Source organism: Demequina mangrovi (assembly GCF_000759715.1).
In the GTDB taxonomy this organism is placed as follows: domain Bacteria; phylum Actinomycetota; class Actinomycetes; order Actinomycetales; family Demequinaceae; genus Demequina; species Demequina mangrovi.
Genome location: NZ_BBLU01000005.1, coordinates 84681 through 111424 on the forward strand (window position 1 = coordinate 84681; position 26744 = coordinate 111424).

The 26744-nt window shown below is 73.3% G+C and carries 22 protein-coding genes; 13 read left to right on the forward strand and 9 right to left on the reverse strand.

The features are described 5' to 3' along the window. Nucleotides 1–74: 74 nt before the first annotated feature. The 5 genes from hutI to hutH are packed head-to-tail and all read right to left on the reverse strand — an operon-like array spanning nt 75 to nt 7067. Nucleotides 75–1256: an imidazolonepropionase gene (hutI, locus tag TR42_RS06060; RefSeq protein WP_042214023.1), complete on the reverse strand. Its 1182-nt coding sequence runs from the start codon at nt 1254–1256 to the stop codon at nt 75–77. Next, complete coding sequence (locus TR42_RS06065; protein WP_052405686.1) at nt 1246–2553, reverse strand: formimidoylglutamate deiminase; 1308 nt, start codon at nt 2551–2553, stop codon at nt 1246–1248. The genes hutI and TR42_RS06065 overlap by 11 nt, the downstream gene beginning before the upstream one ends. Beyond that, nucleotides 2550–3812 (reverse strand): allantoate amidohydrolase, encoded by a 1263-nt coding sequence (locus TR42_RS06070; protein ID WP_042214025.1) that lies wholly within the window; start codon nt 3810–3812, stop codon nt 2550–2552. The genes TR42_RS06065 and TR42_RS06070 overlap by 4 nt, the downstream gene beginning before the upstream one ends. Then, entirely contained in the window at nt 3812–5497 is a 1686-nt protein-coding gene (gene hutU / locus TR42_RS06075) for a urocanate hydratase (protein WP_042214027.1), read from the reverse strand. Before hutU ends, TR42_RS06070 begins: the two co-directional genes overlap by 1 nt. Nucleotides 5498–5507: 10 nt before the next feature. Beyond that, complete coding sequence (gene hutH / locus TR42_RS06080; protein ID WP_042214029.1) at nt 5508–7067, reverse strand: histidine ammonia-lyase; 1560 nt, start codon at nt 7065–7067, stop codon at nt 5508–5510. Nucleotides 7068–7144: 77 nt separating this feature from the next. On the opposite strand from hutH, the gene TR42_RS06085 reads away from it, so the two are divergent. From TR42_RS06085 to TR42_RS06110, 6 genes are all read left to right on the forward strand, one after another. After that, nucleotides 7145–7927 carry an IclR family transcriptional regulator gene (locus TR42_RS06085; protein WP_042214030.1) on the forward strand — a complete coding sequence of 261 codons (783 nt, stop codon included), beginning with the start codon at nt 7145–7147 and terminating at the stop codon, nt 7925–7927. A 136-nt stretch (nt 7928–8063) separates the two neighbouring features. Then, nucleotides 8064–9149, forward strand: a complete 1086-nt coding sequence (gene mnmA / locus TR42_RS06090) for a tRNA 2-thiouridine(34) synthase MnmA (RefSeq protein WP_042214032.1) — start codon at nt 8064–8066, stop codon at nt 9147–9149. 252 nt (nt 9150–9401) lie between these two features. Beyond that, nucleotides 9402–10751: an ABC transporter substrate-binding protein gene (locus TR42_RS06095; protein ID WP_143058918.1), complete on the forward strand. Its 1350-nt coding sequence runs from the start codon at nt 9402–9404 to the stop codon at nt 10749–10751. A gap of 85 nt (nt 10752–10836) precedes the next feature. Continuing rightward, nucleotides 10837–11844, forward strand: coding sequence for a carbohydrate ABC transporter permease (locus TR42_RS06100; RefSeq protein WP_042214035.1), 1008 nt, complete (start codon nt 10837–10839; stop codon nt 11842–11844). 56 nt (nt 11845–11900) lie between these two features. Then, on the forward strand, nt 11901–12719 hold the full coding sequence (locus TR42_RS06105) for a carbohydrate ABC transporter permease (protein ID WP_081953225.1): 819 nt from the start codon (nt 11901–11903) through the stop codon (nt 12717–12719). Nucleotides 12720–12776: 57 nt separating this feature from the next. Continuing rightward, nucleotides 12777–13817 (forward strand): LacI family DNA-binding transcriptional regulator, encoded by a 1041-nt coding sequence (locus TR42_RS06110; protein ID WP_042214037.1) that lies wholly within the window; start codon nt 12777–12779, stop codon nt 13815–13817. A 6-nt stretch (nt 13818–13823) separates the two neighbouring features. Here the strand turns inward: TR42_RS06110 and TR42_RS15190 are convergent, their stop codons facing one another. Further along, complete coding sequence (locus TR42_RS15190; RefSeq protein ID WP_042214039.1) at nt 13824–14396, reverse strand: TetR/AcrR family transcriptional regulator; 573 nt, start codon at nt 14394–14396, stop codon at nt 13824–13826. 235 nt (nt 14397–14631) lie between these two features. Between TR42_RS15190 and TR42_RS06120 the strand changes: the two genes are divergently transcribed. Together TR42_RS06120 and TR42_RS06125 are read left to right on the forward strand one after the other, a co-directional pair. After that, nucleotides 14632–15693 (forward strand): SDR family NAD(P)-dependent oxidoreductase, encoded by a 1062-nt coding sequence (locus TR42_RS06120; protein ID WP_042214041.1) that lies wholly within the window; start codon nt 14632–14634, stop codon nt 15691–15693. 106 nt (nt 15694–15799) lie between these two features. After that, nucleotides 15800–16393, forward strand: a complete 594-nt coding sequence (locus TR42_RS06125) for a gamma carbonic anhydrase family protein (RefSeq protein ID WP_042214042.1) — start codon at nt 15800–15802, stop codon at nt 16391–16393. 22 nt (nt 16394–16415) lie between these two features. Here the strand turns inward: TR42_RS06125 and TR42_RS06130 are convergent, their stop codons facing one another. After that, nucleotides 16416–16694 (reverse strand): hypothetical protein, encoded by a 279-nt coding sequence (locus TR42_RS06130; RefSeq protein WP_042214044.1) that lies wholly within the window; start codon nt 16692–16694, stop codon nt 16416–16418. Between the two features lie 226 nt (nt 16695–16920). Here TR42_RS06130 and TR42_RS14215 point away from each other — a divergent pair, with 226 nt between their 5' ends. Beyond that, a complete protein-coding gene (locus TR42_RS14215; protein ID WP_052405690.1) occupies nt 16921–19839 on the forward strand; it encodes an AfsR/SARP family transcriptional regulator in 2919 nt (972 codons plus the stop codon). A gap of 103 nt (nt 19840–19942) precedes the next feature. Here TR42_RS14215 and TR42_RS06140 read toward each other — a convergent pair whose 3' ends face one another. Continuing rightward, the gene (locus tag TR42_RS06140; RefSeq protein ID WP_052405692.1) at nt 19943–20392 is read right to left on the reverse strand and encodes an Hsp20/alpha crystallin family protein; all 450 of its coding nucleotides are present in this window, start codon (nt 20390–20392) and stop codon (nt 19943–19945) included. A gap of 292 nt (nt 20393–20684) precedes the next feature. After that, nucleotides 20685–21389: a YoaK family protein gene (locus tag TR42_RS06145; RefSeq protein WP_236623374.1), complete on the reverse strand. Its 705-nt coding sequence runs from the start codon at nt 21387–21389 to the stop codon at nt 20685–20687. 114 nt (nt 21390–21503) lie between these two features. Here TR42_RS06145 and TR42_RS06150 point away from each other — a divergent pair, with 114 nt between their 5' ends. From TR42_RS06150 to TR42_RS06165, 4 genes are read left to right on the forward strand one after another with little or no spacing between them, the layout of a single operon-like run. Beyond that, entirely contained in the window at nt 21504–22592 is a 1089-nt protein-coding gene (locus tag TR42_RS06150; protein WP_042214046.1) for an acetamidase/formamidase family protein, read from the forward strand. Next, nucleotides 22589–24169 (forward strand): AtzH-like domain-containing protein, encoded by a 1581-nt coding sequence (locus tag TR42_RS06155; RefSeq protein ID WP_042214049.1) that lies wholly within the window; start codon nt 22589–22591, stop codon nt 24167–24169. Before TR42_RS06150 ends, TR42_RS06155 begins: the two co-directional genes overlap by 4 nt. Nucleotides 24170–24197: 28 nt before the next feature. After that, a complete protein-coding gene (locus TR42_RS06160) occupies nt 24198–25424 on the forward strand; it encodes a pyridoxal-phosphate-dependent aminotransferase family protein (RefSeq protein ID WP_042214050.1) in 1227 nt (408 codons plus the stop codon). Further along, nucleotides 25421–26710 carry an allantoate amidohydrolase gene (locus tag TR42_RS06165; protein WP_042214052.1) on the forward strand — a complete coding sequence of 430 codons (1290 nt, stop codon included), beginning with the start codon at nt 25421–25423 and terminating at the stop codon, nt 26708–26710. The genes TR42_RS06160 and TR42_RS06165 overlap by 4 nt, the downstream gene beginning before the upstream one ends. Nucleotides 26711–26744: the final 34 nt, after the last annotated feature.

Genomic DNA, 26744 nt, shown 5'->3' on the forward strand with positions numbered 1-26744 from the left:
TCTGCACGCAGATCGGCCGCCTTTGTGTGGAGGACGGTCGGGAGGGCGGTCGGAGGCGAGGGCGAGAGCCGGGGTCAGCCGAGCGGTGCCCACTCCCGCGTCTCGATGCCGTCGCGCCAGACGCGGTCGACCAGCGGCACGCCCGGGCGGTAGGACAGCTGCACCGGGTCGGGGGCGTCGAGCATCACCAGGTCCGCGCGGGCGCCCACGGCGATGCGGCCGACGTCCTCGCGACGCAGCGCCTGCGCGCCGCCGAGGGTCGCGGCGCGCACGGCCTCGCCCGGGGTCATCCCCATGTCCCGCACGGCGAGCGCGATGCAGAACGGCATGCTGGTCGTGTACGAGGAGCCAGGGTTGCAGTCGGACGCGATCGCCCAGGTGACGCCCGCGTCGCGCAGCCGCTCGATACGCGGGTACGGCTGGCGCGTCGAGAACTCGGCGCCCGGCACGAAGGTCGCGACGGTGTCCGAGCCGGCGAGCGCGTCCACGTCCGCGTCCGAGAGGAACGTGCAGTGGTCGATGCTCGCGGCGCCCATCTCGACGCCCAGCGCGGCCGCGCCGGACATCGTCAGCTGGTTCGCGTGAAGGCGCAGACCCAGCCCGGCGTCGCGGCCCGCGGCGAGGATGCGCCGGGTCTCCTCGACGTCGAACGCGCCCTCCTCGCAGAAGACGTCGATCCACCGGGACAGGGGAGCGGCGGCCTCGAGCATCGTCCCCGCGACCAGGTCGACGTACTCGCCGCGGCGGTCCGCCATCTCGGGCGCGACCACGTGGGCGCCGAGGAACGTCACCTCGTCGGTGAAGCGCGCGGCCACCTCGAGCAGCCGGCGCTCGGTGGCGACGTCGAGCCCGTAGCCGCTCTTGATCTCGGCGGTGGTGGTGCCCTGGCGCAGCGCCTCGGTGAGAAGGGCCTGCGTCCGCTCCGCGAGCTCCTCGGTGCTCGCCGCCCGGGTCGCCGCGACGGTCGAGCGGATCCCGCCCGCGGTGTACTTAGCGCCGGACATGCGCGCGTCGAACTCCGCGGTCCGGTCCCCGCCGAACACGGCGTGCGTGTGCGAGTCGACGAAGCCGGGGATCACCGCGGCGCCGCCCGCATCGGTCACGGTGTCGGCCGCGGGCGCCGCCGTGGACGGTCCCACCCACGCGATGCGGCCGCCGTCGACGACCACGGCGGCGTCTCGCAGGACGCCCATGACGCCCTCGCCGTCGTGCATCGTCGCGAGCATGCCGATGTTGACGATCGCCTCAGCGGGCATGGGAGGCCTCCTCGAACGCGTCCCACGCGCGCTCGCGCAGCGCGGAGGACTCCTGGTAGCTGCCGCGGACGATGCTCGCGGTCACGTCGTCCGCCGCCGCCGTGGTGAGCAGCTCCTGCGGTCGGGCGCCCGCGAGCCGCGGAGAGCGCGGCGCGATCGCGAGCAGGTCGAGCTGGTCGCCCGGCCTGATGCCCGTCGGGTCGTCAGGCCGCAGCGACGCGTGGCCCGCCGTGGTCGCGGCGTCCCACAGCACGGGCGTCGGAAGCACGCCGCGGCGGCCCGAGGCGAGCCTGGCGCCGCCCTCGAGCCTGCGGAGCTCGTCGAAGGGGTCGATCACCACGTTCTGGTCGGAGCCGACGGTGAGCCGGGCGCCCGCGGCGTGGAGCTCCTCGGAGTGCCCGAGCCCGTCGCCCAGGTCCGCCTCCGTGGTGGGGCACATCGACACGCTCACGCGCGCGGCGCCCAGGCGGGAGACGTCCGCGTCGGTGAGGTGGGTCGCGTGGACCACGGTGGTCCGAGGCGACAGAGCGCCGCTGAGGTCGAGCAGCACCGTGGGCGTCATGCCCGTCGCGCCCACGCAGTCGGCGTTCTCCGCCGGCTGCTCCGACAGGTGCACGTGGAGCGGGACATCCGCGGGCAGCCCGCCGACCGCGAGGCCCAGGTCGTCGGGGGCGACGGCGCGCACCGAGTGGATGGCCGCGCCGACCGTGACCTCGGGGTGCGAGGTCGCGAGCGCGTCGCGCACGCTGTGCCACCGCTCGAGCCAGCGCTCGGCGGTGCCGTCCGAGTAGCGGATCTGGGCGCCCTCGGGGGCGCGCCCGAAGCCCGCGCGCAGGTACACGGTGTCGAGCAGGGTGAGGCGGATGCCGGCTGCCTCGGCGGCATCGGCGAGCGCGACCTCCATCGCGTGCCCCGCATAGGGCAGCCCGCCCGGGCCGTGGTGGAGGTAGTGGAACTCGCCCACCGCGGTGTACCCGGCGGCGACCATCTCGGAGTAGACGGCCGTCGCCACGGCGCGCATCCGGTCGGGGTCGAGCGACTCCGCGACCCGGTACATCGTGTCGCGCCAGCGCCAGAAATCGCCGCCGCCCGCATGCGTGCGGCCGCGCAGCAGGCGGTGGAACGCATGGCTGTGGGTGTTGGCGAGACCGGGGATCGCGAGCGCGAGGGTGCGGTCGGCGCGGGCGCCGGGACGGTCCCGCTCGATGCTCACCACCCGTCCGGCATCGTCGAGGTCGATCACCGCATGCGCGAGCACCTCGTCACGGGTGACGAGCCTCTCGCACGCGACCCTCACGCGGAGGGCCCCGTCAGGTCGCGCAGCACCGCGGTGAGCGCGTCCACGCCGGCGCGGATGTCCTCGTCGGACGCGCCCTCGTGCGGCGAGTGCGAGACGCCGTCGGGGTTGCGCACGAAGAGCATCGCGGCGGGCAGGTGCGCGGACAGGATGCCCGCATCGTGTCCCGCGCCCGTGGGGATGCGCGGCACCTCGCCGAAGCCAGGCTCGAGCGCGGCGGCCATCCGGTCGGTCAGGGGGACGTCGAATCCGACGCGCGTCGAGAAGGACTCCTCGGCGACCTCGACCGTGCACCCCTCGGCCGTGGCGGCCTCGCGGGCGTCCGCGAGCACAGCCTCCACGAGCGCGCGCACGTCGGGGTCGTGCTCGGCGCGTGCGTCGAGCCACAGCGCCACCTCGGACGCGATGGCGTTGGAGCCGCCGGGGACGATGCGCATCTTGCCGACCGTGGCGCGCGACCGCGTCTCGGGGGAGGCCTCGAGCGCGCGGGCGCGGGCGGCCTGCACCACCGCGGCGGCGACGAGCATCGGGTCGTGACGCGAGTCGAGCTCGGTCGCGCCGGCGTGGTCGCCGCGGCCGGCGACTGTCAGCCGCCAGCGGCCGTGCGCGAGGATGCTCGTCGCGAGACCGACCGGCGCGCCGAGCGGCTCGAGCTGACGTCCCTGCTCGACGTGGAGCTCGACGTACAGCGCGAGGTCGCTCAGGCGGTCCTCGTCGCGTCCGATCGCCTGCGGGTCGTGGCCCGCCGCGGTCATCGCCTCGGCGTACGTGGTGCCGGCGACGTCGGTGAGCCTGCGCACGCGATCGGTGTCGAGCTCGCCGGCGAGCAGCTGCGAGCCGAGGCAGGGCACGCCGAAGCGCGCGCCCTCCTCCTCGGCGAAGTTCGCGACCCGGATCGGGCGCGACGGGACGTGGCCCTCGGCCATGAGGCGCGACACGGCGGCGAGCGCCGAGACCACGCCGAGCGGGCCGTCGAGCGGGCCGCCGCCGGGAACGGAGTCGAGGTGGCTGCCGGTCGCGATCGCCCGGCCCGCGGCGCCCTCGGGCGCCCAGGTCGCCCACTGGTTCGCGTTGGCGTCCGTCTCGACGCTCAGCCCCAGGGACTCGGCGGTGCGCACGAACCACGCGCGCATGTCGCGGTCCGCGTCGTCGAGCAGGTGGCGCGACCAACCGCCGCGGACCGGGTCCGCCCCGACGGGGGCGAGCTCGGCCAGCGCGGCGACGGCGTCGAGGGCGGCGGGCGCCTGGACCTCCGTCATCAGGCCTCCAGCATCGGGACGCGGAGGCCGCGCTCGCGCGCGACGTCCTTCGCGTGCTCGTAGCCCGCGTCGACGTGGCGCATCACGCCGGTGCCCGGGTCGTTGACCAGCACGCGCGCGATCTTCTCGGCGGCGAGGTCGGTGCCGTCGGCGACGATGACCTGGCCGGCGTGGATCGAGCGGCCGATGCCGACGCCGCCGCCGTGGTGCAGCGACACCCAGGTCGCGCCCGAGGCGGTGTTGAGCAGCGCGTTGAGCAGGGGCCAGTCCGCGATCGCGTCCGAGCCGTCCTTCATCGCCTCGGTCTCGCGGTAGGGCGAGGCCACCGAGCCGGAGTCGAGGTGGTCGCGGCCGATGACGATCGGCGCGGACAGCTCGCCGCTCGCGACCATCTCGTTGAACTTGAGGCCCGCGAGGTGACGCTCCTGGTAGCCGAGCCAGCAGATGCGCGCCGGCAGGCCCTCGTAGTGGACCTTCTCGCCCGCGGCCGTGAGCCAGCGGTGCAGCGACTCGTGCTCGGGGAACAGCTCCATGAGCGCGCGGTCGGTCTTCGCGATGTCCTCGGGGTCGCCCGAGAGCGCGGCCCAGCGGAACGGGCCGCGGCCCTCCTCGAACTGCGGGCGGATGTACGCGGGCACGAAGCCGGGGAAGGCGAAGGCGCGGTCGTAGCCGCCCAGCTCCGCCTCGGCGCGGATCGAGTTGCCGTAGTCGAAGACGTCGGCGCCGGCGTCCATGAAGCCGACCATCGCCTCGACGTGCTTCGCCATCGCCGCACGGGCGTCGCGCGTGAAGCCCTCCGGGTCGGCCTCGGCGCGGGCCTGCCACTCCTCGACGGTGTACCCGAGGGGGAGGTACGACAGCGGGTCGTGGGCCGAGGTCTGGTCGGTGACCAGGTCGATCGGCACGCCGCGCTTCAGCAGCTCGGGGAAGACCTCGGCCGCGTTGCCGACCACGCCCACCGACAGGGCCCGGCCCTCGGTGCGAGCCGCGACCGCCTGGGCCACCGCATCGTCCAGGTCGGAGGCGACCACGTCGAGGTAGCCGTGCGCGACGCGGCGCTCGAGGCGGCTTGCGTCGACGTCGACGATGAGGCACGCACCCTCGTTGAGCGTGACGGCGAGCGGCTGCGCGCCGCCCATGCCGCCGGCGCCGCCGGTGAGGGTGAGGGTGCCCTGGAGCGAGGCGGTGCGCGGGTCGCGTCCCTCGCGCTCGGCGCGCTGGCGGGCCGCCGCGGCGAACGTCTCGTACGTGCCCTGGAGGATGCCCTGGGTGCCGATGTAGATCCACGAGCCCGCGGTCATCTGGCCGTACATGGTGAGGCCCTGGGCCTCGAGGCGGCGGAACTCGGGCCAGGTGGCCCAGTCGCCCACGAGGTTCGAGTTGGCGATGAGCACGCGCGGCGCCCACTCGTGGGTGCGGAACACGCCCACGGGCTTGCCCGACTGGACCAGCAGGGTCTCGTCGGCCTCCAGATCACGCAGCGTCGCGACGATGGCGTCGTAGGCCTCCCAGCTACGCGCGGCGCGGCCGGTGCCGCCGTAGACCACCAGGTCCTCGGGGCGCTCCGCGACCTCGGGGTCGAGGTTGTTCATGAGCATGCGCATCGGCGCCTCGGTCTGCCAGGACTTCGCGGTGATCTCGCTGCCGCGCGCGGCGCGGACGGTGCGGATGGGGGTCTCGGTCATGAGGGGCTCCTTAGGCGTGGTGGAGGGTGCCGATGCGGTCCTCGACGGCGCGCAGCACGGTGCCCGTGCGGACGGCGTCGACGGCCTCGTCGATGTCGGGGGAGAGGAAGCGGTCGGGTCCGGGGACGGCTCCGGTCGCGAGGGTCGCGGCGGCGGCGCCGGTGGCCGGGGAGGGCTCGAGCGGTGCGCGCAGCGCGAGGGCCCGGGAGGCCGTCATGAGCTCGATGCCGAGCACGCGGGACAGGCCGTCGACCGCGGTGCGCAGCTTGCGCGCCGCGTGCCAGCCCATCGACACGTGGTCCTCCTGCATCGCGGAGGACGGGATCGAGTCCACCGTGGCCGGGGCGGCGAGCCGCTTCATCTCGCTCACCACGCCCGCGGCGGTGTACTGGGCGATCATGAGGCCCGAGTCGACGCCCACCTCGTGCGCGAGGAACGGCGGGAGCCCGTGGCTGCGGGCCGGGTCGAGCATGCGGTCGATGCGGCGCTCGGACATGCTCGCGAGGTCCGCGACGGCGATCGCGAGGAAGTCGAGCGCGTACGCGACGGGGGCGCCGTGGAACGAGCCGTTCGACTCGACGCGCCCGTCGATGGTGACGACGGGGTTGTCGACCGCGGCGGCGAGCTCACGCTCGGCGACGGTGCGGGCGTGCGTGAGGGTGTCGCGCACCGCGCCGCTCACCTGAGGCGCGCAGCGCAGCGAGTAGGCGTCCTGGACGCGCGTGCACTCGGGCGTCTGGTGGCTGGCGACGATGAGCGAGCCGGCGAGCACGCGGCGCATGTTCTCCGCGGCCGCGGCGATGCCCGGGTGGGGGCGCAGCGCCTGGAGGTCCGCCGCGAACGGGGAGTCGGAGCCGAGCAGCGCCTCGACGCTCATCGCGGCGGTGACGTCGGCCGTGCTCACGAGCACCTCGAGGTCCGCGAGGGCGAGCGCGAGCTGACCGAGCATGCCGTCGGTGCCGTTGATGAGGGCGAGGCCCTCCTTCTCCTCGAGCTGCAGCGGGGTGATGTCCGCGGCCGCGAGCGCGTGGCGCGCGTTCATCGGGGTGCCGGCGGCGTCGCGGACCGGGCCCTCGCCGATCACGGCGAGCGCGACGTGGCTCAGCGGGGCGAGGTCGCCGCTGCAGCCCAGCGAGCCGTACTCGTGGACGATGGGCGTGATGCCCGCGTTGAGGATCGCCGCGTAGGTCTCGGCGACCACGGGGCGGGCGCCGGTGCGGCCCGTGAGCAGGGTGGACAGGCGCAGGAGGGCGAGCGCGCGGACCACCTCGCGCTCGACCTCGGGGCCGGATCCCGCGGCGTGCGAGCGCACCAGGCTGAGCTGGAGCTGCGCGCGGCGGTCGCGGTCGATGAAGGTCGTGGCGAGGGCGCCGAAGCCGGTCGAGACGCCGTAGTGGGGCTCGGGGTCGGCGGCGAGCGCGTCGATGACGGCGCGGGACTCGGCCATGGCGGCGAGGGCGTCCGGCGTGATCTCGATGCGCGCATCGTGGCGGGCGACGGCGACCACGTCGGCGAGGCTGATGGCGTCGCGACCGACGCGGACGGTGGTGAGGGTGTCGAGCGTGCTCATGCCTCCATGGAACCGCCGCGCGAAGGCGCGTGCCGCCCGTTGACGACGGCCCGTGTCTCATATGTGAGACTGGACTCGTGCCCGAAACGTCCGTCCCGCGCCGGTCCGCGGCGCCCGCCGTCGATCAGGCGCTCGCGCTGCTCACCTTCCTCGCCCGCCAGCGTGGTCCGGTGACCGCCGGCGCCCTCGCGGCCGCGCTCGACATCCCCCGCGCGTCGCTGTACCGCCAGCTCGCCGCGCTCACCGATCACGGCTACGTGGTGCACCTGCCGGAGGAGGGGCGCTACGGACTCGGCGTCGCGGCCTACGAGCTGAGCTCGGGCTTCTCGCGCCAGCAGCCGCTCGCGCGGCTCGGCGCTCCCGTGCTCGCGGCCCTCGTGGACCGCGTGGGGGAGTCGGCGCACCTCGCGGTGCTGAGCGGGCGCGACGTGGTCTACCTGGTGGAGGAGCGCGCGCCGCGCAGGCCGCCGCTCATCACCGACGTCGGGGTGCGCCTGCCTGCGCTCGCGACCGCGACGGGCCGCGCGATCCTCGCGGCCCTGCCCGACGCGCAGATCCGCGCGACCTACCCCGGCCGCGATGCCTTCGCCGGCGTCGCCCCCGGGCTGCCGTCGAGCTATCGGGCGCTCAAGGAGCTGGTGCGCGAGACGCGGGGGCGCGGCCACGCGCAGGAGGACGGTGAGGTGACGCCCGGCCTCGCCTCGGTCGCGGTCGCGGTGCGCGATCACGCGGGCTGGCCGGTCGCGGCCATCGCGGTGACGTTCGCGGCGCACCGGGTCGACGCGGCCCGGCGCGAGGGGCTCGTGACCGCGCTGGAGCGCGACGGCGCGGAGCTGGAGCGCCGCATCGGCCGCAGGTGAGGCCCGCCTCGCGCTCCAGCGGGACATGAGGGTCGGATCCGGCTCGGATCCTGCACCCACGTCCCGCCAGGACGCGGACAGCCGGCCGGCACAGGCGCCCCCGTACACTTGTGGGGTCCATCCCCAGGAGGTCCCCATGCGCGTGCTCGCCGCCCTGTCCGGCGGGGTCGACTCCGCCGTCGCGGCCGCGCGCGCCAAGGACGCCGGCCACGACGTCGTCGGGGTCCACATGGCCCTCTCGCGCAGCCGCGCGGAGCACCGCACCGGATCGCGCGGGTGCTGCAGCATCGAGGACGCGAACGATGCGCGCCGTGCCGCCGACAGGCTGGGCATCCCGTACTACGTGTGGGACCTCAGCGACGAGTTCCACGACACGGTGGTCCAGGACTTCCTCAGCGAGTACGCCGCGGGCCGCACGCCCAACCCGTGCGTGCGCTGCAACGAGCACATCAAGTTCGACACGCTCCTCGAGCGGGGCATCGCGCTCGGCTTCGACGCGGTCTGCACGGGCCACTACGCGCGCATTGACGTGCACGACGACGGCTCGCGCGAGCTCCACCGCGCCGCGGACATCGCCAAGGATCAGAGCTACGTTCTTGCGGTGATGGGGCAGGAGCGCCTCGCGAGGGCGATGTTCCCGCTCGGCACCGTCGCGTCGAAGGCCGAGGTGCGGGCCGAGGCCGTCGCGCGCGGGCTCGGGGTGTCGAACAAGCCCGACTCGTACGACATCTGCTTCGTCGCCGACGGCGACACCAAGGGATTCCTCGCCCGCGAGCTGGGGGAGCGGCCCGGCGACATCGTCGACGAGACGGGCGAGGTCGTCGGCGCGCACGAGGGCGCCTACGCGTTCACCGTGGGCCAGCGCAAGGGGCTGCGGCTCCCGCGGCCGGCCGCGGACGGGGCCCCGCGCTACGTCACGGGCGTCGACACCGCGCGCAACGTGGTCACCGTCGGGCCCGAGACGCTGCTGAGCGTGCGCACCCTGGTCGGGGAGGACGTGGTGTGGCTCGCGGACGACGTCCCCGCCCTCGAGCCCACCCCCGTCGAGGTGCAGGTCCGCGCGCACGGCGCACCCGTGCAGGGAGTCGCGACGCGGGACGATGCACGGCTCACGGTCGCGCTGGAGGAGCCGATCCGCGGCGTCGCCGCGGGCCAGTCGCTGGTGGTCTACCAGGGGTCTCGCGTGGTCGGCCAGGCGACCCTGACGCGCGCCCCGGCCTAGCGGTCACGGATCCGGGCGCTCGCGCTCGGGGTGCCGACGGGCGCCCGAGTTCGTGTCCGCGCATGCCGCGGCGACCGTGCCGCGGCGGATCGATCACGCCTTCGTAACGTTTCGGCTACGAACGCGAACTCGCGATCGAAACGGTTTGACACGGCGCCCGCGCCGCAATACTTTGAAGCCGATGCGAGAGAGCGCTCTCACAGCGAGAGCGCTCTCACGATCACACATCAGTACGGACACAAAGGAGTGAACGTGAGCCTCTCACGACGTAAGACCGCCCTCGGGTTCGCCGCGGGAGCTGCGACCCTCGCCCTCGCCCTCGCCGGCTGCTCCAGCTCGGGCGACACGGACTCGTCGGCTGCGCCCAGCGACTCTGCCGGCGGCGGAGACACCATGACGAACGACGAGCCCGTCACCCTGACGCTCGCGACGTTCAACCAGTTCGGCTACTCGGCTGACTCCGAGGGCGGCGCGGACTACATGTACGACCTCATCGCGGAGTACCAGGAGCTGCACCCCAACGTCACGATCACGTACAACGTGGCGGACACCTCCAACACCGCGCGTGAGAACTTCTTCACCAAGCTCGGCCCCGGCGGTCTCGCGGACGTCGAGGCGATCGAGGTGGACTGGCTGCCCGAGGCGATGCAGTACTCGGACCTCCTCGCGGACCTCACCGGCGGCTCGCCCGACGGCGACTGGCTGCAGTGGAAGGTCGACGCCGCGACGGACGCCGACGGCCGTCTGATCGGCTACGGCACCGACATCGGCCCGGAGGCGATCTGCTACAACGCCGACGCCTTCGAGGCGGCGGGACTGCCGACCGACGCCGACGAGGTCGCCGCGCTGTTCGACGGTGACTGGGACACCTTCTTCGAGGTGGGCCAGCAGTACGTCGACGCGACGGGCAACGCCTTCTACGAGGAGAACGCCGCGATCCTGCAGGGCATGATCGGCCAGCTCGAGGCGCCCTACGAGGACCCCGAGACCGGTGAGGTCATCGCGCTCGACAACGCCGAGGTGAAGGACGTCTACGACACCCTCACCGCCGCGTCCGAGGCGGGCCTCTCGTCCGGCCTCCAGCAGTGGGGCGACGACTGGGCGGCCGGCATGGCCAACGGCGACTACGCCGTCACGCTCTGCCCGGCCTGGTTCCTCGGCATCATCGAGGGCAACGCCCCCGACGGCAACTGGGGCATCGCGAACGCGTTCCCGAACGGCGGCGGCAACTGGGGCGGCGCGTACCTGACCGTCCCGGCCGGCGGCGAGAACGTCGAGGCTGCGACCGAGCTCGCGGCGTGGCTGACCGCTCCCGAGCAGCAGGCCAAGGCGTTCGTGAACGTCGGCGCCTTCCCGAGCTCCGAGTCGGCTGCCGCCTCGGACGAGGTGACGTCGTACGTCCGCCCGTACTACAACGACGCACCGGCCGGTGAGATCTTCGCCGAGCGCGCCGCTGCCGTCGAGGTCTCCCCGTTCAAGGGCGAGTTCTACTTCCAGGTGAACGACGCCATGGTCAACGCGCTCCGTCGCGTCGACGAGGGCACGATGAGCGCCGACGAGTCGTGGGCGCAGTTCGAGTCCGACGTGACGGCGATCGGCTAGCAGGACGACCGGTGCGGGCCGTCTCCCTCGGGAGGCGGCCCGCACCCTTCGCCCGCATCGTCACCACCACCAGGGGAACCGCCTCATGACCACCACCCAGCCTCAGACCGAGGCACCCGCTCCGCGCGAACCCGACCGGAAGCGCACCCCGCTCACCTGGCGTCAGCGCCTCGGGCGCTGGGACGTCAAGCTCTCGCCGTACCTGTACATCTCGCCGTTCTGGATCGTGTTCGGCCTCGTCGGGCTCTTCCCGATCGTCTACACGGCCTTCATCGCGTTCCAGGACTGGGACCTCGTCCGCAACAGCGGCACCTTCACGGGCTTCGACAACTTCGCGTTCGTCCTCCAGGACCGCGAGTTCTGGCTCTCGCTGCGCAACACCTTCTCGATCTTCCTGCTGTCGTCGGTGCCGCAGATCATCGTCGCCACGTTCATCGCCGCGATGCTCGACAAGAACATCCGCGCGAAGACCTTCTGGCGCATGGGCGTGCTGCTTCCCTACGTGGTCGCGCCCGTCGCGGTCGCGCTGATCTTCTCGAACATGTTCGGCGACAAGTACGGCCTCATCAACTCGCTGCTCAACGACATCGGCATCGACTCGATCCGCTGGCACGTCGACGTGATCCCCAGCCACTTCGCCATCGCGACCATGGTCAACTTCCGCTGGACCGGCTACAACGCGCTGATCCTCCTCGCGGCGATGCAGGCGATCCCGCGCGACCTCTACGAGGCGGCCGCGATCGACGGCGCCGGGACGATGCGCCGGTTCTTCTCCGTGACGCTGCCCCAGATCCGCCCGACCATGATCTTCGTCATCATCACGTCGACCATCGGCGGCCTGCAGATCTTCGACGAGCCGCGCATGTACGACACCGTGGGTCGCGGCGGCTCCAACCATCAGTGGGAGACCATCACGCTGTACCTCTACAACATGGGTTGGGGCGAGTTCAACTTCGGTCGCGCCGCAGCGGTCGCGTGGATCCTGTTCCTCATCATCGTCGCTTTCGGACTGCTGAACTTCTTCGTCACACAGCGGTTCATCGCGAGCGAGACAGCCGGCAAGGCTGCGAAGCCGAAGAAGGTGACCAAGTGACCGCCATCGCCAACCCCCTCAAGCGCAAGAAGACCGGCGCGAGCGCCGTGTCGACGATGCGCCCCGGCTGGTTCACATACGCCGCCCTCGCGATCTTCCTCATCGCTTCCGTCTTCCCGTTCTACTGGTCGTTCCTGATCGCCTCGGGCGACCGCTTCACCATCAACGACCCCAACATGTCGTGGTGGCCGGGCGGCAACTTCTTCGACAACGCCGCCACGGTGATGAACAACCCGGCGGTGAACTTCTGGAAGGCGCTGTCGAACTCGATCATCGTGTCGACCACGGTCGGCGTCTCGACGGTGGTGCTGTCGACGCTCGCCGGCTACGCGTTCGCGAAGCTGCGCTTCAAGGGCTCGGGCCCGCTGCTCGTCGGCGTGATCGCGACCATGGCGGTGCCGGTCCAGCTGGGCATCGTGCCGCTGTACATCCTCATGCAGAAGTTCGGCTGGACGGGCTCGCTCGGCGCGGTCATCATCCCGACGCTGGTGACGGCCTTCGGAGTGTTCTGGATGACCCAGTACATCTCGCAGGCGCTGCCGTCGGAGCTGATCGAGGCGGCGCGCGTCGACGGCTGCTCCATGATCCGGACGTTCTGGCACGTGGGCCTTCCCGCCGCACGGCCGGCCGCGGCGATGCTGTTCCTCTTCACCTTCGTGACGAGCTGGAACAACTTCATGTGGCCGTACATCGTGCTCGACTCGACCAACCCGACGCTGCCGGTGTCGCTGTCGATCCTCCAGGCGAACTACTTCGTCGACTACTCGCTCGTGCTCGCGGGCGTGCTGCTGGCAACGGTGCCGCTCATCCTCCTGTTCATGTTCGCCGGACGTCAGCTGGTCTCCGGCATCATGGCGGGGGCGGTGAAGGGCTAGGCGCGACATGACGCGCACCTGCCGCGGGCATGGGGTGATCTCCGCAAGGATGGCCCCATGCCCGCAGGCAAGGACCCGACCGTGACCGCCCCCGGGCGGACCCCGCCGCCGACTCTCGAGCAGGTCGCGGCGCTGGCAGGAGTCTCACGGGCGACGGTGTCGCGCGTGGTGAACGGCTCGACCTCCGTGTCGCCGCCCATCGCCGAGGCGGTGCGACGCGCGGTCCAGGAGCTCGGCTACGTCCCCAACCGTGCGGCACGCTCGCTGGTGAGCCAGCAGTCCCAGGCGATCGCGCTCGTCGCGCCCGAGGACGTCAACCGGTTCTTCGGCGATCTCTTCTTCGCCGAGATCGTCAAGGGCATCGACGCGCGGCTCGAGGACTCCGACTACGTCCTCAACCTCATGATCGCCAACCACGACCCGAGCGGGAAGACGATGCGCTACCTCGGCGGCGGCGCGGTCGACGGCGCGATCGTGGTCTCGCACCACACGAGCGACCGCTTCCTGCGCCGCATCACCGAGTCTCTCCCCGTGGTCTACGGCGGTCGGTCCGCCGTCGCGGGGGCCGACACCTACGTGGTCGACGTCGACAACGTCGCAGGCGGCGCGATCGCGACGCAGCGGCTGATCGACCGCGGCTGCACGCGCATCGCCACCATCGCCGGCCCGCTCAACATGCAGGGCTCGATCGACCGCCTCACCGGGTGGCGACAGGCGCTCGACGCCGCGGGCGTCGCGGCCGGGCCGGTGGTCGACGGCGACTTCACCATGCTCGGCGGGGCCGCGGCGATGCGCGAGATCCTCGACTGGCGCGAGCCCGTCGACGGGGTGTTCGTGGCGTCCGACCTCATGGCTTCAGGCGCCGTCCCGGTGCTGCTCGATCGCGGCTACCGGATCCCCGAGGACATCGCCGTCGTCGGCTTCGACGACAGCGCGGCGGCGATCGCGACTTCGGTGCCCCTCACCACCGTGCGCCAGCCGTCGCGGACGATGGGCTGGCACATGGCCGACGTGCTCATCGACGTCCTGCACGGCAACACCTCGCGCGAGCGGGAGCTGATCCTGCCGCTCGAGCTGGTGGTGCGCGACTCCGCCTAGGGCCGCCTACGGGACGATGCGCGAGGGGGTGCCCGCGGCGCCGAGCCCGCGCATGAGCAGGTCCCAGGCCTGCGCGACACGGGCGTGCCGCGACCCTGCGGGCGCCCGCACCACCAGGGCGGCGAGCATGCCGATCGCGAGCATGACGTCCTCGACGGTCGTCTCGTCGGCGATGGTGCCGTCGGCCTTCGCCGCGGCGACCTTGCCCGCGATCGCGGCCTCCATGCGCTCCTCGAGCGCGCGCATCTCCTGCCGCTCGGAGCCGCTCGCGTAGGCGATCAGCGCCGCCGTCCCCTCGATCTGGTGGGTGACGAGGTCGGTCACGTCGCGGAGCGTCGCCTCGGGGCTCGCGGCGAGCCGCTCGATGCTCGCGAGGTTCTCCTCGAAGACCGCGTACGCGAGGGACTCGCGGGTGGGGAAGTGGCGGTACAGGCTCGCCTGCCCGACCCCGGCCCTGCGCGCGACCGCGGAGATCGGGCCGTCGACGCCCTGCTCGGCGAACACGTCGCGCGCCGCGGCGACGAGCGCGGCGCGGTTCTCCGCCGCTGCGCTCGGACCCCGGTTCGACTTGGTGGCCATGGGTCGAATGTATAGGGTTGGGCTACCGGACAACGTTGTCCGGTAGCAGAGGGAGCACGATGTCCGACCGATGCCGGCCGTCCCGCGGGGCGGAGACGCGCGCGCGTGCCTTCGCGGCCGTGCCAGGGGCGCCGGCCTCGCGACGCATCCCTCCCTGGCCATCCCCGGGGCCATCCGCGTCCGCACGCTCGCGCGTGCAGGGCGCAGTCCCGCCATCTCCACACGAGAGGTAGACATGTCCATCACCATCCCCGACGGCGACACCAAGGTCGCCGACTGGCTCGCGCACCCCGTCGCCGGCGACGTCATGCGCGAGATGCTCGCCGAGTCCGGTCAGTCCGAGCGTGCGCTCGGACCCGTCAAGCGGTTCTCCATGAACAAGCTCATCAAGATCTCCGGGGGGCGCTTCAGCCAGGAGATGCTCGACGGGCTCGTCGCCGAGACCGAGCGCCGCGCCGTCGGCGGCGCTCCCGCCGCATCGTCCACCGCCCCTGTCGAGCCCGCCGCCGAGGTTCCCGACGCCGTCGAGGCGCCGGAATGGGAGGAGCGGATCACGGAGGGGCGCTTCACCGGCAAGACCGTGGTGGTCACCGGCGCAGGCTCCGGCATCGGTCGTGCCACGGCGTCCCGCGTCGCGCGCGAGGGCGGCCGCGTCATCGCGCTCGACATCTCGGCGGAGCGCCTCGCCGACTTCAAGGCCGAGCTCGACGGCCTCGACATCACCGTGGTGACCGCGGACGTCACCAAGGAGGAGGACATCGCGCGCGTGCTCGAGGCCGCGGGCGACCGCATCGACGCGCTCGCGAACGTCGCCGGGATCATGGACAACATGACCCCGCTCCACGAGGTCACCGACGACGTCTGGTCGCGGGTCTTCGCGGTCAACGTCGACGGCGTCATGCGGCTGTCACGCGCGGTCCTGCCGCGCATGCTCGCCGCGGGAGCCGGCTCGGTGGTCAACGTCGCGTCCGAGGCGGGCCTGCGCGGCTCCGCGGCGGGCGTCGCCTACACCGCGTCGAAGCACGCGGTGGTCGGCATGACCAAGTCGAGCGCGTTCCTCTACGGCCCGTCGGGCATCCGCGTCAACGCGGTCGCTCCGGGTCCCGTCATCACCAACATCGAGGCGCGCTTCGACTCGCCGCTCGCGCAGGAGCGCATCACCACGGCCATGGCCGTGCTGCCGGCTCCCGTCGAGGCGGCGCAGCTCGCGGCGTCGATCACGTTCCTGCTCTCGGACGACGGCGTCAACCTCAACGGCGCGATCCTGCCGTCGGACGGCGGGTGGTCCGCCGCCTGACGGGGGCCGTGCGCCCCGCGACCCGGGGCGCGCGCGAGGACAGGGGTCCGCGGCATCCTCCGCGGGCCCCTGTCGCGCGTCCGGGGGGCTCTCTACGATGGTCCGCATGATCGTGAGACACCGTGGATGCACCCCGACCATCGACCCGACCGCGACCGTCGCCCCCACGGCGGTGGTCTCGGGGGACGTGACGCTCGGCCCCGGGGTGCGGGTGCTCCACGGTGCCGTGCTCACGGCGGAGGACGGCCGCATCGCCGTCGGCGCCGACGTCGTGGTGATGGAGAACGCCGTGGTGAAGGCGCGCAAGGGCCACGACGTGGAGATCGGCGACTCGGTGGTCATCGGTCCGCACGTGCACCTCAACGGCGCCCACGTCGGGGACGAGTGCTTCATCGCGACCGGCGCGGCGCTGTTCCCGGGAGCCGTGCTCGAGCACGGCTGCGAGGTGCGCATCCGCGGCGTGGTCCAGGTCAACACCACGCTCGCGGCGGGCACGGTGGTGCCGATCGGGTGGATCGCGGTGGGGACGCCCGCGAGCACCCTGCCGCCGGACCAGCACGAGGAGGTCTGGGCGATCCAGCAGGGCCTCGACTTCACCGGCACGGTGTACGGCGTCGAGCGCGGGGCGTCGATGCGCGAGATCGTGCGCGGCCAGAGCGACTTCTACGCGGCGCACGCCGACGACGTGGTGGTCGGCTGACCCCGCCGCCCGCGCCAGCGGTTCAGCCGCGACCCAGGTGCTGCAGGGCTCGGACCATCGCGACCATGCGGGCCACGGCGGGCTCCGACGTCGGCTGCCTGGCGATCTCGGTGCCGCGCGTGCTCGCCAGCGTCGCCTCGAGCCTCGCCTGGGCCTCGGCCAGAGAGTCGCCGGCGGCTGCAGGGCCGGCGCCGCGTGCGGCCGAGCCGGCCCGCACGCTGCTGCGGCTCGTCCCGGTGAACCTGCTGGTGACGCCGGTGAGCGTCGTCGGCCATGCGATCGTGTAGCGGTGCGTGGTCATGATCTCTCCTCCCGATTCCTCCCCTGGCATCCGACCGCCGCGCTAGGGTGCTGAGAGCGGCGCCGCCCCGCGTCGTGCCTGGTGCGTCGACCGGGTCCGGCGCGGTGCGGGATGCGGTTCCAGCCTCGGGGGAGGAGGTTGACACGTGGTTGACGCGGCGTTGACGCCCGGTTCCCGTGGGACAGGCGCGTGTGAGATCCGCGCATTCGGCGACATCGCGATCCTCGTGGGAGGCACGACCGTCCCCGTCGCAGGCTCTGGTCGTCGAGGGCTGCTCGCGCTGCTCGCCATTCGACGTGGCGAACCCGTCGCCGTCGAGTCCATCGAGGAGGCGCTGTGGCCCGAGGGGAGGCCTCCCAGCGCGGTCAAGGTGGTCCGCACCTATGTCTCCCACCTTCGGGCGCTCCTCGGCGGCGGCGAGTCGGCGAAGCAGGTGCTGCGCACCGGTCCCGCCGGGTATGCGCTCGTGGTTCCAGACGAGAGCGTCGATGTGCGGCGCTTCGAGCGGGCGGCCGCGTCGGCCACGCGAACGCAGGGCCCGGGGCGCCTCGCGAGGCTCGAGGGTGCGCTCGCGCTCTGGACGGGAACACCGTTCGCGGGGATTCGACTGCCCTTCGCGGAGGCCGAGTCGGCGCGGCTCGCCGCCATCCGGGATGCGGTCGAGGTCGACCTCCTCGCGGCGCGTGTCGAGGTGCGCCGCGACCACGCGGCCGTGCAGGCGCTCGAGGAGATCGCGAGCGAGAGGCCCGCGGATGAGCGCGTCGGTGCGGCGCTCATGGATGCGTACAGACGGGTGGGTCGCCGCGCGGACGCGCTGCGCGCCCACGAGCGCCTGCGAGCCGCGCTCGCGGACGAGCTCGGGGTGGATCCGGACCCGGAGATCGAGCGGCGCTATCTCGCACTGCTGCGCGGCGTCGCAGTCGCGTCCACGCCGCCCGCACGTCGGAGCGAGGCGGCGGCGCAGGCGCCGTCGCTCCCTCTCGAGCGGACGCGCCTGATCGGACGCGAGCGCGAGGTCCGCGAGGTGGCCGAGCTGATCGCGCGGCGCGACGTGGTGACGGTCATCGGCGCCGGCGGAGCGGGCAAGACCCGGCTCGTGCTCCGTGTCGCGCACGAGGCCGTACAGGCGCGTGAAGTGGTGTGGGTGGGGCTGGCGGGGGTCGCGGACGGCCGGCATGTCGCCGTCGAGGTGCTGCACGCGTTCGGCCTCGCGGACACGGAGGAGCGCGACCCTCTCGACGCGATCGCCGCGCACGCGAGGAGCCGTGGCGTGCTCGTGGTCCTCGACAATTGCGAGCATGTCGCCGAGGCCGTGGCGCCGGTGGTCGCCGCGCTGACCTCGGGCGGCCCGGAGTCGAGGGTGCTCGCGACGAGCCGCGCGCCGCTGCGCGTCCCTGGCGAGCAGGTATGGCGCATCCCCGCGATGACCATGCCCAGCGCGGCGACTCCGGAAGACGTCGTTCGCAGCGAGGCGGGCAGGCTCTTCGTCGAGCGGGCGAGGCTGGTCGACGCCGGGTTCGAGATGGATGACGACGCGGCGGCCAGCGTCGCGGCGATCTGCGCGCGGCTCGACGGGCTCCCGCTCGCGCTCGAGCTCGCGGCAGCGCGCGCGAGCGGGTTGCCGCTGCGATCGCTCTCCGAGGCGCTGACGTCGAGCCTCGGCCTGCTGACGGCGGGAGGCGCGACCACTTCTCGTCATCGGACGATCGAGGCGACGATCGCGTGGAGCCACGCCCTCCTCTCGCCTGAGGAGAGCACCCTGCTCGCGCGGCTGTCGGTCTTCGCCGCGTCGTTCGATCTCGATGCGGCGGCGATGGTGTGCGGCTACGAGCCGCTCGCGCGGGACGGTGTGGCCACGCTTGTCGCGAACCTGGTCGACAGCTGCGTCGTGGAGCGCACCGAGGACCGGTACCGCATGCTCGCTCCGGTGCGGCAATTCGCATCGGAGCGTGTCGGGGCAGAGCGGGATCTGCTCGACGGACGCCATGCGGCGTGGGTGTACGGGGTCCTCGAGCAGGTGTCGGACGACTGGTGGTACGCGGTCGAGGGATGGGCGATCCCGCTCGACCGCGTCATCCTCGATGCCCAGGCCGCCATCGAGAGAGCCCTCGACCGTGGGGACCTCTCGAGTGCGGCGGACATCGCCCAGAGCGGCGGCAGCTCGTGGGGCGACCGCGGCTATGGCGCTCGCCAACGAGACTGGGTGAACCGGATCATCGATGATCCGCGCCTGGCCGAGCTCTCCGCCGAGCGTGCCGCACAGATCCTGCACACTGCGGCGCACATCGCGGCGATCGACTGTCGGCTCGGGCGCGCGCGTGCACTGCTCGCGCGTGCCGAGGCGGCGTTCGCCCAAGCTCCACACGTGCCGGGCGCGGCGTGGTTGCCGTTCACCCGTGGAGTCATCCTCGGCAACGAGGGGCGCCTCGCCGACGCCGTCGAGGCCGCCCGCGAGGTCTTCGAGCAGGATCCTGAGGACCCTCAGCTCGTCGTGTTCGGAGCGGTCCAGCTCGCCGAGCTGAGACTCGCGCAGGCGGTGCGCGGAAGCGTCGAGGTGGCACCCGCGCTCGCTGAGGCGAGCGCGCTCCTCGCGCGTGCGCGGGCCGTGTCGACGGCGCACGGATTCGTCAGCCCGCTGGTGTACGTGGACTTCATGGATGGGGTCGTCGTCGCCGCGCACGGTGATGCGGAGGCGGCGCTCGGGCCCTGTCTCGCCGCGCTCGCGCGGTGGAGGGAGATCAGCGCCGACTTCCCGCTCGCGGCGGGCCTGAACGCGGTCGCCCGGGTCGCCCTCATCGCGGGGCGGGCCGAGATGACGGTCGCATGCCTCGATGAGGCGTGGGCCGTGATGGCGAGCACCGGGTGGTCGTCGGCGACGCGGGCGGCGACGCGGACCGCCGTCGCGCTCGCGGCGGAAGCCGCTCCCGTCGAGGCTGCCATGCTGCTCGGCGTCGCGCGTGAGCGCGAGGAGGAGCCGGCTCTCACGGTCGCGTGCGACCTGACGGCGGCGTGCTCGGCGCTCGATCGCGCGCTCGGTCCCGAGGAGACGGCGCGGCTCGCGGACGTCGGGGCGTCGCTGCCCCTCGACATGGTCGTAGCCCACGCGCGCACGGCGCTGCGCGCCGTGCGTCCACGGCACGCGTGAGGCCCCGAGGAGGGGTCGCTGCTCGGGGCCTCGTGACGTCCCCGGTCTCGGTCAGCTGGGGGCGGGCCGAGTGCCGGCCTCGATCTGCCGGCGCGCGGTCACGTCATCGGTCGGTGCTGACCTGGATCCGGCGGGGCTTCGCGGACTCGGCCTTCGCGACCGTGACCGTGAGCAGGCCGTCCTTGTACGTCGCGCCGACCTTGTCAGGGTCGACGCGGTCGGGCAGCCGCACCGCGCGGTGGAAGCTGCCGAAGCGGCGCTCGACGCGCCGGAAGCCGTCGGCGTCCTTCTCGTCGTAGAAGTCGCGCTTGCCGGACACGGTGAGCACGTTCTCCTCGAGCGAGACGTCGACCTCCTCGGGCTTCACGCCCGGCAGCTCGATGTGCATCGTGAAGCCGTCCTCGGTCTCCTCGACGTCGAGGGCGGGGGAGAAGGCTCCCGCGAGCGACGTGCCGGTGTCGCCGAAGAACTGCTGGACGATGCGCTGGAAATCGTCCGGCCAGGGACCTGCGGCCGCGGCCGGAACCGAACGACGAAGAACCTCTCGTGCCATGATCTGACCTCCTTCAAGGATGGGTGGCCCGGAAGGGTTGGCGCCCTCTCGGGCGGGCGCTCTCGGCGCTCCACGTTCAGGATAAGACTTGAGCGCGCAAGACTCAAGTCTCCATGTCCAGCCTGGCAGATAGCCGCCGCTAGGGTCCTGTCATGGGCGTGCGGCGGCACGCATGGCGGAGCGTGCGGTGACCGTTCCGACATGCGGGAGGGTCCGAGCACGTATGTCGGACGATGCGCCGGCGGGCCCGGCAGGGCGCGCCGGCGCCTGGCGAGCCGGCGGGCGGTGCGGCTCAGACCTGGTCGTAGGCGAGCCGGTCGAGGCGGCCCGGGTGCGTGATGTGGCCCAGCCAGGCCACGCCGAGCGTGAGCAGCGCCGAGAGCGCCATGCCGGCGCCGATGTGCACCTCGAGCAGCAGCGCGCCCGTGAGCGCGCCGGCGCCGATGAGGCCGATCGCGCCCGCGCGGCGCTTCCACGGCTGGCCGCCGCCCGAGCCGAGCGTCGAGTCGGAGGCGAGGCCCGTAATGGTGGAGGTCACCACCACGGTGGTGACGTCCTTGACCGCGACATGGCGCGCGGCCGCGGCCTGACAGCCCATCGCGATGCCGAGCGTCGCGGTGATCGCGTACTGGAGAGCGACGTGCTCCGTGTCGAGCAGCGATGCGGGAACGGCGGCGAGCGCGATCGCGACGCCGACCGCGCCGAAGAGCACCGTGTGCCGGGCCGTCCACGCCGCCGCCGCGCCGCGCAGCGCGCGTCCGCCCGCGGCCGCGCCGCCCATGAATCCCACTAGGGCGATGAGCGGGCCGACCACCGGCAGATCGGTGTCTCCGGCGAGCGCCATGCCGAGGATCACGACGTTGCCCGTCATGTTGCCCGTGAACACGCGATCGAGGCCGAGGTAGCCGACGGCGTCGATGATGCCGGTGGAGAACGTCAGCACGAGCATGAGGCTCAGATGGGCGTTCGACGGGTTGCGACGCATGCGGTCGAGCACGGGACCTCCGATGGGGGACGGCCCCGGTCAGGCTCCGAGACCGCGTCCCGGGGCGGCTGTAGTCTCGGCCCAAGACTAGGGCACACCGTGCATCGGCCACGGAGGGGAGGCCGTGTGGGCGACTACCAGGGCACGCTTCAGCCCGGCGCGCGCGTCCACGACACGCCGTACGTCCCCGCCGAGCCGGGTCTCGTGCACTGGGGACGCCTGCCGCGACGCGGCGACGCGCCGGTGCTCGCCGTCGACCCGGGCGCCGAGCTCACCGTCGACACGGTCAGCCATGAGGGCCTCCTCCCGGATCAGGGAGGCGACCCGCTCGCGTTCTTCGGCGGTCACGGCGTCGCTCCCGAGGACGTGCTCGAGGACGCGATCGCGATCGCCGCCACCCGCACCCGCGACGCCTCGGACGGCCCGCACGTGGTCACCGGACCGATCGAGGTCCGCGGCGCGCGGCCGGGCGACCTCCTCGCGATCACGCTGCTCGACGCGACCCCGCGCGTGCCGTACGGGGTGATCTCCAACCGTCACGGCCGCGGCGCGCTCCCGGGTGAGATGCCCGCCGGTCCCGAGGACGTCTCCGTCTTCACCCCGATCGCTCCCGATGCGGACGGCGTCTGGCACGGTCGCCTGCCGCTCACGCCGGACGGCGAGCGCAGCGTGAGCTTCCCGCTCGCGCCGTTCCTGGGGATCATGGGCGTCGCGACGGACACGGACGAGCGCGCCCACTCCGTGCCGCCCGGGCCGCATGGCGGCAACATCGACATCCGTCACCTCACCGCGGGCGCGACGCTGCACCTGCCCGTCCAGGTGGACGGCGCGCTCGCCTACGTGGGCGATCCGCACTTCGCGCAGGGCAACGGCGAGGTCGCGCTCACCGCCCTCGAGGCCTCGCTGCGGGTCCGGATCCGGCTCGACGTCATGGACGCGACCGAGGCCGCGCGGGAGTTCGGCGAGCTCGCGGGACCGCTCGCGGCCGATGCCACGCACCTCATGCCCACAGGCATGGACGAGGACCTCGACGAGGCGATGCGGGCCTGCGTCCGCCAGGCGATCGCGCTCCTGGGCGCGCGGTACGGGATGGCGCCGCACCTGGCCTACGCGTACCTGTCCGCCGCGACCGACTTCGAGATCTCGCAGGTGGTGGACCTGGTCACCGGGGTCCACGCCCGCATCCGCCGCGCCGACTTCGAGGGGGTCCGATGAACATCGTCGTCGAGGGGGGCGCACCCGCGCCCGAGGGTCTGGTCGACGCCGTCCTGGCGTACGAGTCGGCGCTCGCCGCCGACGACCTCGACGCGCTCGCCTCCGCCTTCGAGCACGGGCCGCACCCGCTGCGCGGCGACCGGAACGGGCTCCTCATCGGCCACGAGCGGATCACCGGCTTCCGCTCGCGCCGCGGCGGTGCCGGACCGCGGGACGTGCTCGAGCTCCGCATCCACCTCGCGGGGGACGATGCGGCCCACGTCACCACGGTCAACGCGCCCTCGTCCGGCGGCCGGGGCCTCGTCACCCAGCTGTGGCGGCGCGGCGCGGACGGCGCCTGGCGCATCGTCGCCGCGCACGTGACCGCGCCCTCGCCCGCGCTCGACCCGCGCATCTGGCGCGTCCTGGGCGTGCCGCTGGTCGCGGGGGCCGGCGAGGGCCCGCTCGCGGGTGAGACCGTCGCGGTCAAGGACCTCTTCGCGATCGCGGGGCAGCGGATCGGCGTCGGGGTGAAGGCGTACCTTGCCGAGGCGCCGGTCGAGGACGAGAACGCGCCAGCGGTCCAGGCGCTGCTCGACGCCGGGGCCGACGTGCTCGGCATCGCCCAGACCGACCAGTTCGCTTACTCGGTCGCGGGCCTCAACCCCGACTACGGCACCCCGCCCAACGCGGTGGTGCCCGGAGCGATCCCCGGCGGCTCGAGCTCGGGCCCCGCGTCCGCGGTCGCGCTCGGCCAGGCGAGCATCGGCCTCGGCTCCGACACGGCCGGATCGATCCGCGTGCCCGCCTCGTACCAGGGGCTGTGGGGGCTGCGCCCCACGCACGGCGCGGTCAGCCTCGAGCGCGTGGCGCCGCTCGCGCCCCGCTACGACACCGCGGGATGGCTCACGCGCGACGGGGAGACGATGCGCAGGGTCGCCGCGGTCGGCCTCGCCGGGCGCGACGCGGTCGCGCCCGCGCCGGGCTTCCTCGCCGCGCCGGCCGCGATGATGTCCTGCGCCCGCGGCGTGCGCGACGCGTTCGACGCGGCGCTCGCGACTCTCGCGGGCGCCGGAGTGAGGCCGCTGCCCGTCGACGTCCCCGCGCTCGACGACATGCTCCTCGCGTTCCGCCTCACGCAGTCCGCCGAGGCGTGGCGCGCCGACGGGCCGTGGGTCGAGGCCCATCCGGGCGCGCTCGCGCCCGACGTGCAGGAGCGCTTCGACTTCGCCCGCGACGTCACCCCCGAGCAGGAGGCCGATGCGCTCGCTGACGCGGGCCTGCTCGCGGCGCGCCTCGACCTCGAGCTCGGCGACCGGATCCTGCTGGTGCCGTCCACCGCCTCGGCCGCGCCGCGACTGGATGCCGACGAGGCCGAGCTCGAATCGCGCCGTCGCGCCACGCTGAGCATCACCGCGATCGCGGGGCTCACGGGGCGGCCCGCGCTGTCCGTGCCGGTGCTCGACACCCCGGACGGACCCGTCGGGCTGTGCCTCGTCGGCCCCCGCGGATCCGAGCTCGCGCTCGTCGACGCGGGCCTCGCGCTCGCCGCGATCCTGCGCAATCCAGGCGAAACATCGTTCGGGCACACTGTGTAAGTCTCATCAACATTCCGTGGAGGCTTCGATGTCCCTGCCAGGCCCGATCGATCCGCCCGCGCGGCTGCTCATGGGGCCCGGACCCATCTCCGCGGACCCGCGCGTGCTGCGCGCGATGTCCGCGCAGCTGGTGGGCCAGTACGACCCGTTCATGACCGAGGCCATGAACGAGGTCATGGGCCTGTACCGCGAGATCTTCGCGACCGCGAACCAGCAGACGCTGCTGGTGGACTCCACGTCGCGCGGCGCGATCGAGGCGGCGCTGGTGTCGCTGCTCGAGCCCGGCGACCGTGTGCTCGTGCCGGTGATGGGGCGCTTCGGCCACCTGCTCGTCGAGATCGCGGAGCGCTGCGGAGCCGAGGTCCACACCGTCGACGCGCCGTGGGGCACCGTGGTGCCGCTCGAGGACATCGCCGCGGCGATGGAGCGGGTCCGGCCGCACCTGCTCGCGATGGTCCACGGCGACACCTCGACCACGATGATGCAGCCCTTCGACGGGCTGCGCGAGCTGTGCGACCGCTACGAGTGCCTGCTGTACGCGGACGTCACCGCGACGCTCGGTGGCAACCCGTTCCCCACCGACGAGTGGGGGGTCGACGCCGCGACCGCGGGGCTCCAGAAGTGCCTCGGCGGGCCCTCGGGCTCCGCGCCCGCGACGTTCTCGCCGCGCGCGGTCGAGGTCATCGAGGCGCGTCGCTCGATCGAGGCCGGCATCCGTGCCGACGGCGACCCGGTGACCGCGCACCCGATCCGCTCCAACTACTTCGACCTCGCGATGATCTTCGACTACTGGTCGCCGCGGCGCCTCAACCACCACACCGAGGCGACCACCATGCTCTACGGCGCGCGCGAGTGCGCGCGCCTCATCCTCGAGACGGGCCTCGCCGCGAACCAGGAGCGCCACCTGCTCCACGGCAACGCGATGCTCGCCGGTGTCGAGGGCCTCGGGCTCGAGGTCTACGGCGACCGCGCCTACAAGATGGCCAACGTTGTGGGGGTGGTGATCCCCGACGAGGTCGACGGCGAGGCGGTGCGCGCGGCGATGCTCGCCGACTTCGGCATCGAGATCGGCACGTCCTTCGGCCCGCTCGCGGGGCGCGTGTGGCGCATCGGCACCATGGGCTACAACGCCCGCAAGGACGCCGTGCTCGCGACGCTCGCGGCGCTCGAGTCGGTGCTGCGCCGCCACGGCGTCGCGGTGCCCTCGGGCGGCGGGGTCGATGCCGCCTACGACGTCTACGGGACGGCCGCATGAGGCGCGCGCGTCGGGCCGCATCGTCCGGCGCCTCGCTCGAGGACGCCCGCGAGGTGATGCGCCGCTGCGACGTGCTCGCTGGGATCTCCTCGATGGAGGGCGGCATCGAGCGCATCTACCTCTCGCCCGAGCACGCGGCCGCGAACGCCCAGGCGTCCGAGTGGATCGAGGCGGCGGGCATGCGCGCGTGGCAGGACGCCGCGGGCAACGTGCGCGGCTCGTACCCGGGCGCGACGGACGATGCCCCCGTGCTGCTGCTGGGCTCGCACCTCGACACCGTGCCGGACGCCGGGCGCTACGACGGGATCCTCGGGGTGATGATCGCGATCGCGGTGGTGCGCCGGCTCGCCGCGCACGGCGCGCGCCTGCCCTTCGCGATCGAGGTGCTGGGCTTCGCCGACGAGGAGGGCGTGCGCTACGGGCGCACGCTGCTGGGCTCGTGCGCGGTGGCCGGCACGTGGGATCCCGCCTGGCTCGACCTCGAGGACGCGGACGGCGTGACGATGCGCGACGCGCTCACCGCCTTCGGCCTCGACCCCGACGCGGTGGGCGAGGCGGCGCTCGACCCCGCGACCGTGGTCGGCTACCTCGAGGCGCACATCGAGCAGGGTCCGCTGCTGTTCGACGCCGGGCGGCCGCTCGGCGTGGTCTCCGGGATCATGGGCGCCAAGCGTTTCGACCTCGTGATGGAGGGGGAGGCCGGCCATGCCGGCGGGGTGCCGATGCGCCACCGCCGCGACGCGCTGCTCGGCGCCGCGGAGACCGCGCTCGCGGTCGAGAAGGTCGCGCTCGCGCGGGACGTGGTGGGCACGGTCGGCGAGCTCACGGTGGCGCCGGGCGCCGCCAACGTCATCCCCGGACGCGCCGAGTTCTCGCTCGACGTCCGCGCCGCGACCGACGCCGACCGTGACAAGGCGTGGGAGGACATCCGCGCGAAGGCCCTCGCCGCCGCGGGCGAGCGGCGGCTCACGTTCACCGAGCGGCTGCGGCACGAGGCGCGCGCGACGTCGACCGAGCGCCGCCTGAGCGAGGCGATCGAGCACGGCGTGCGCGCCGCGACGGGGGAACGCGACCCCATGGAGCTGCTGTCGAAGGCGGGCCACGACGCGATGGCGATCGCGTCGCTCACGTCCTACGCGATGCTCTTCGTGCGCAACGGCAACGGGGGAGTGAGCCACCACCCCGACGAGGTCGTCACGGTCGAGGACGTCGCGCTCGCGATCGACGCGATGGAGGCCGCGGTGCTGGCGGTGGCGCAGCGGATGACGGACGGGTCGCCTCTCTGAGGCGGCGGCGCCCGGCGCCGGGTGCCAGTTCCGC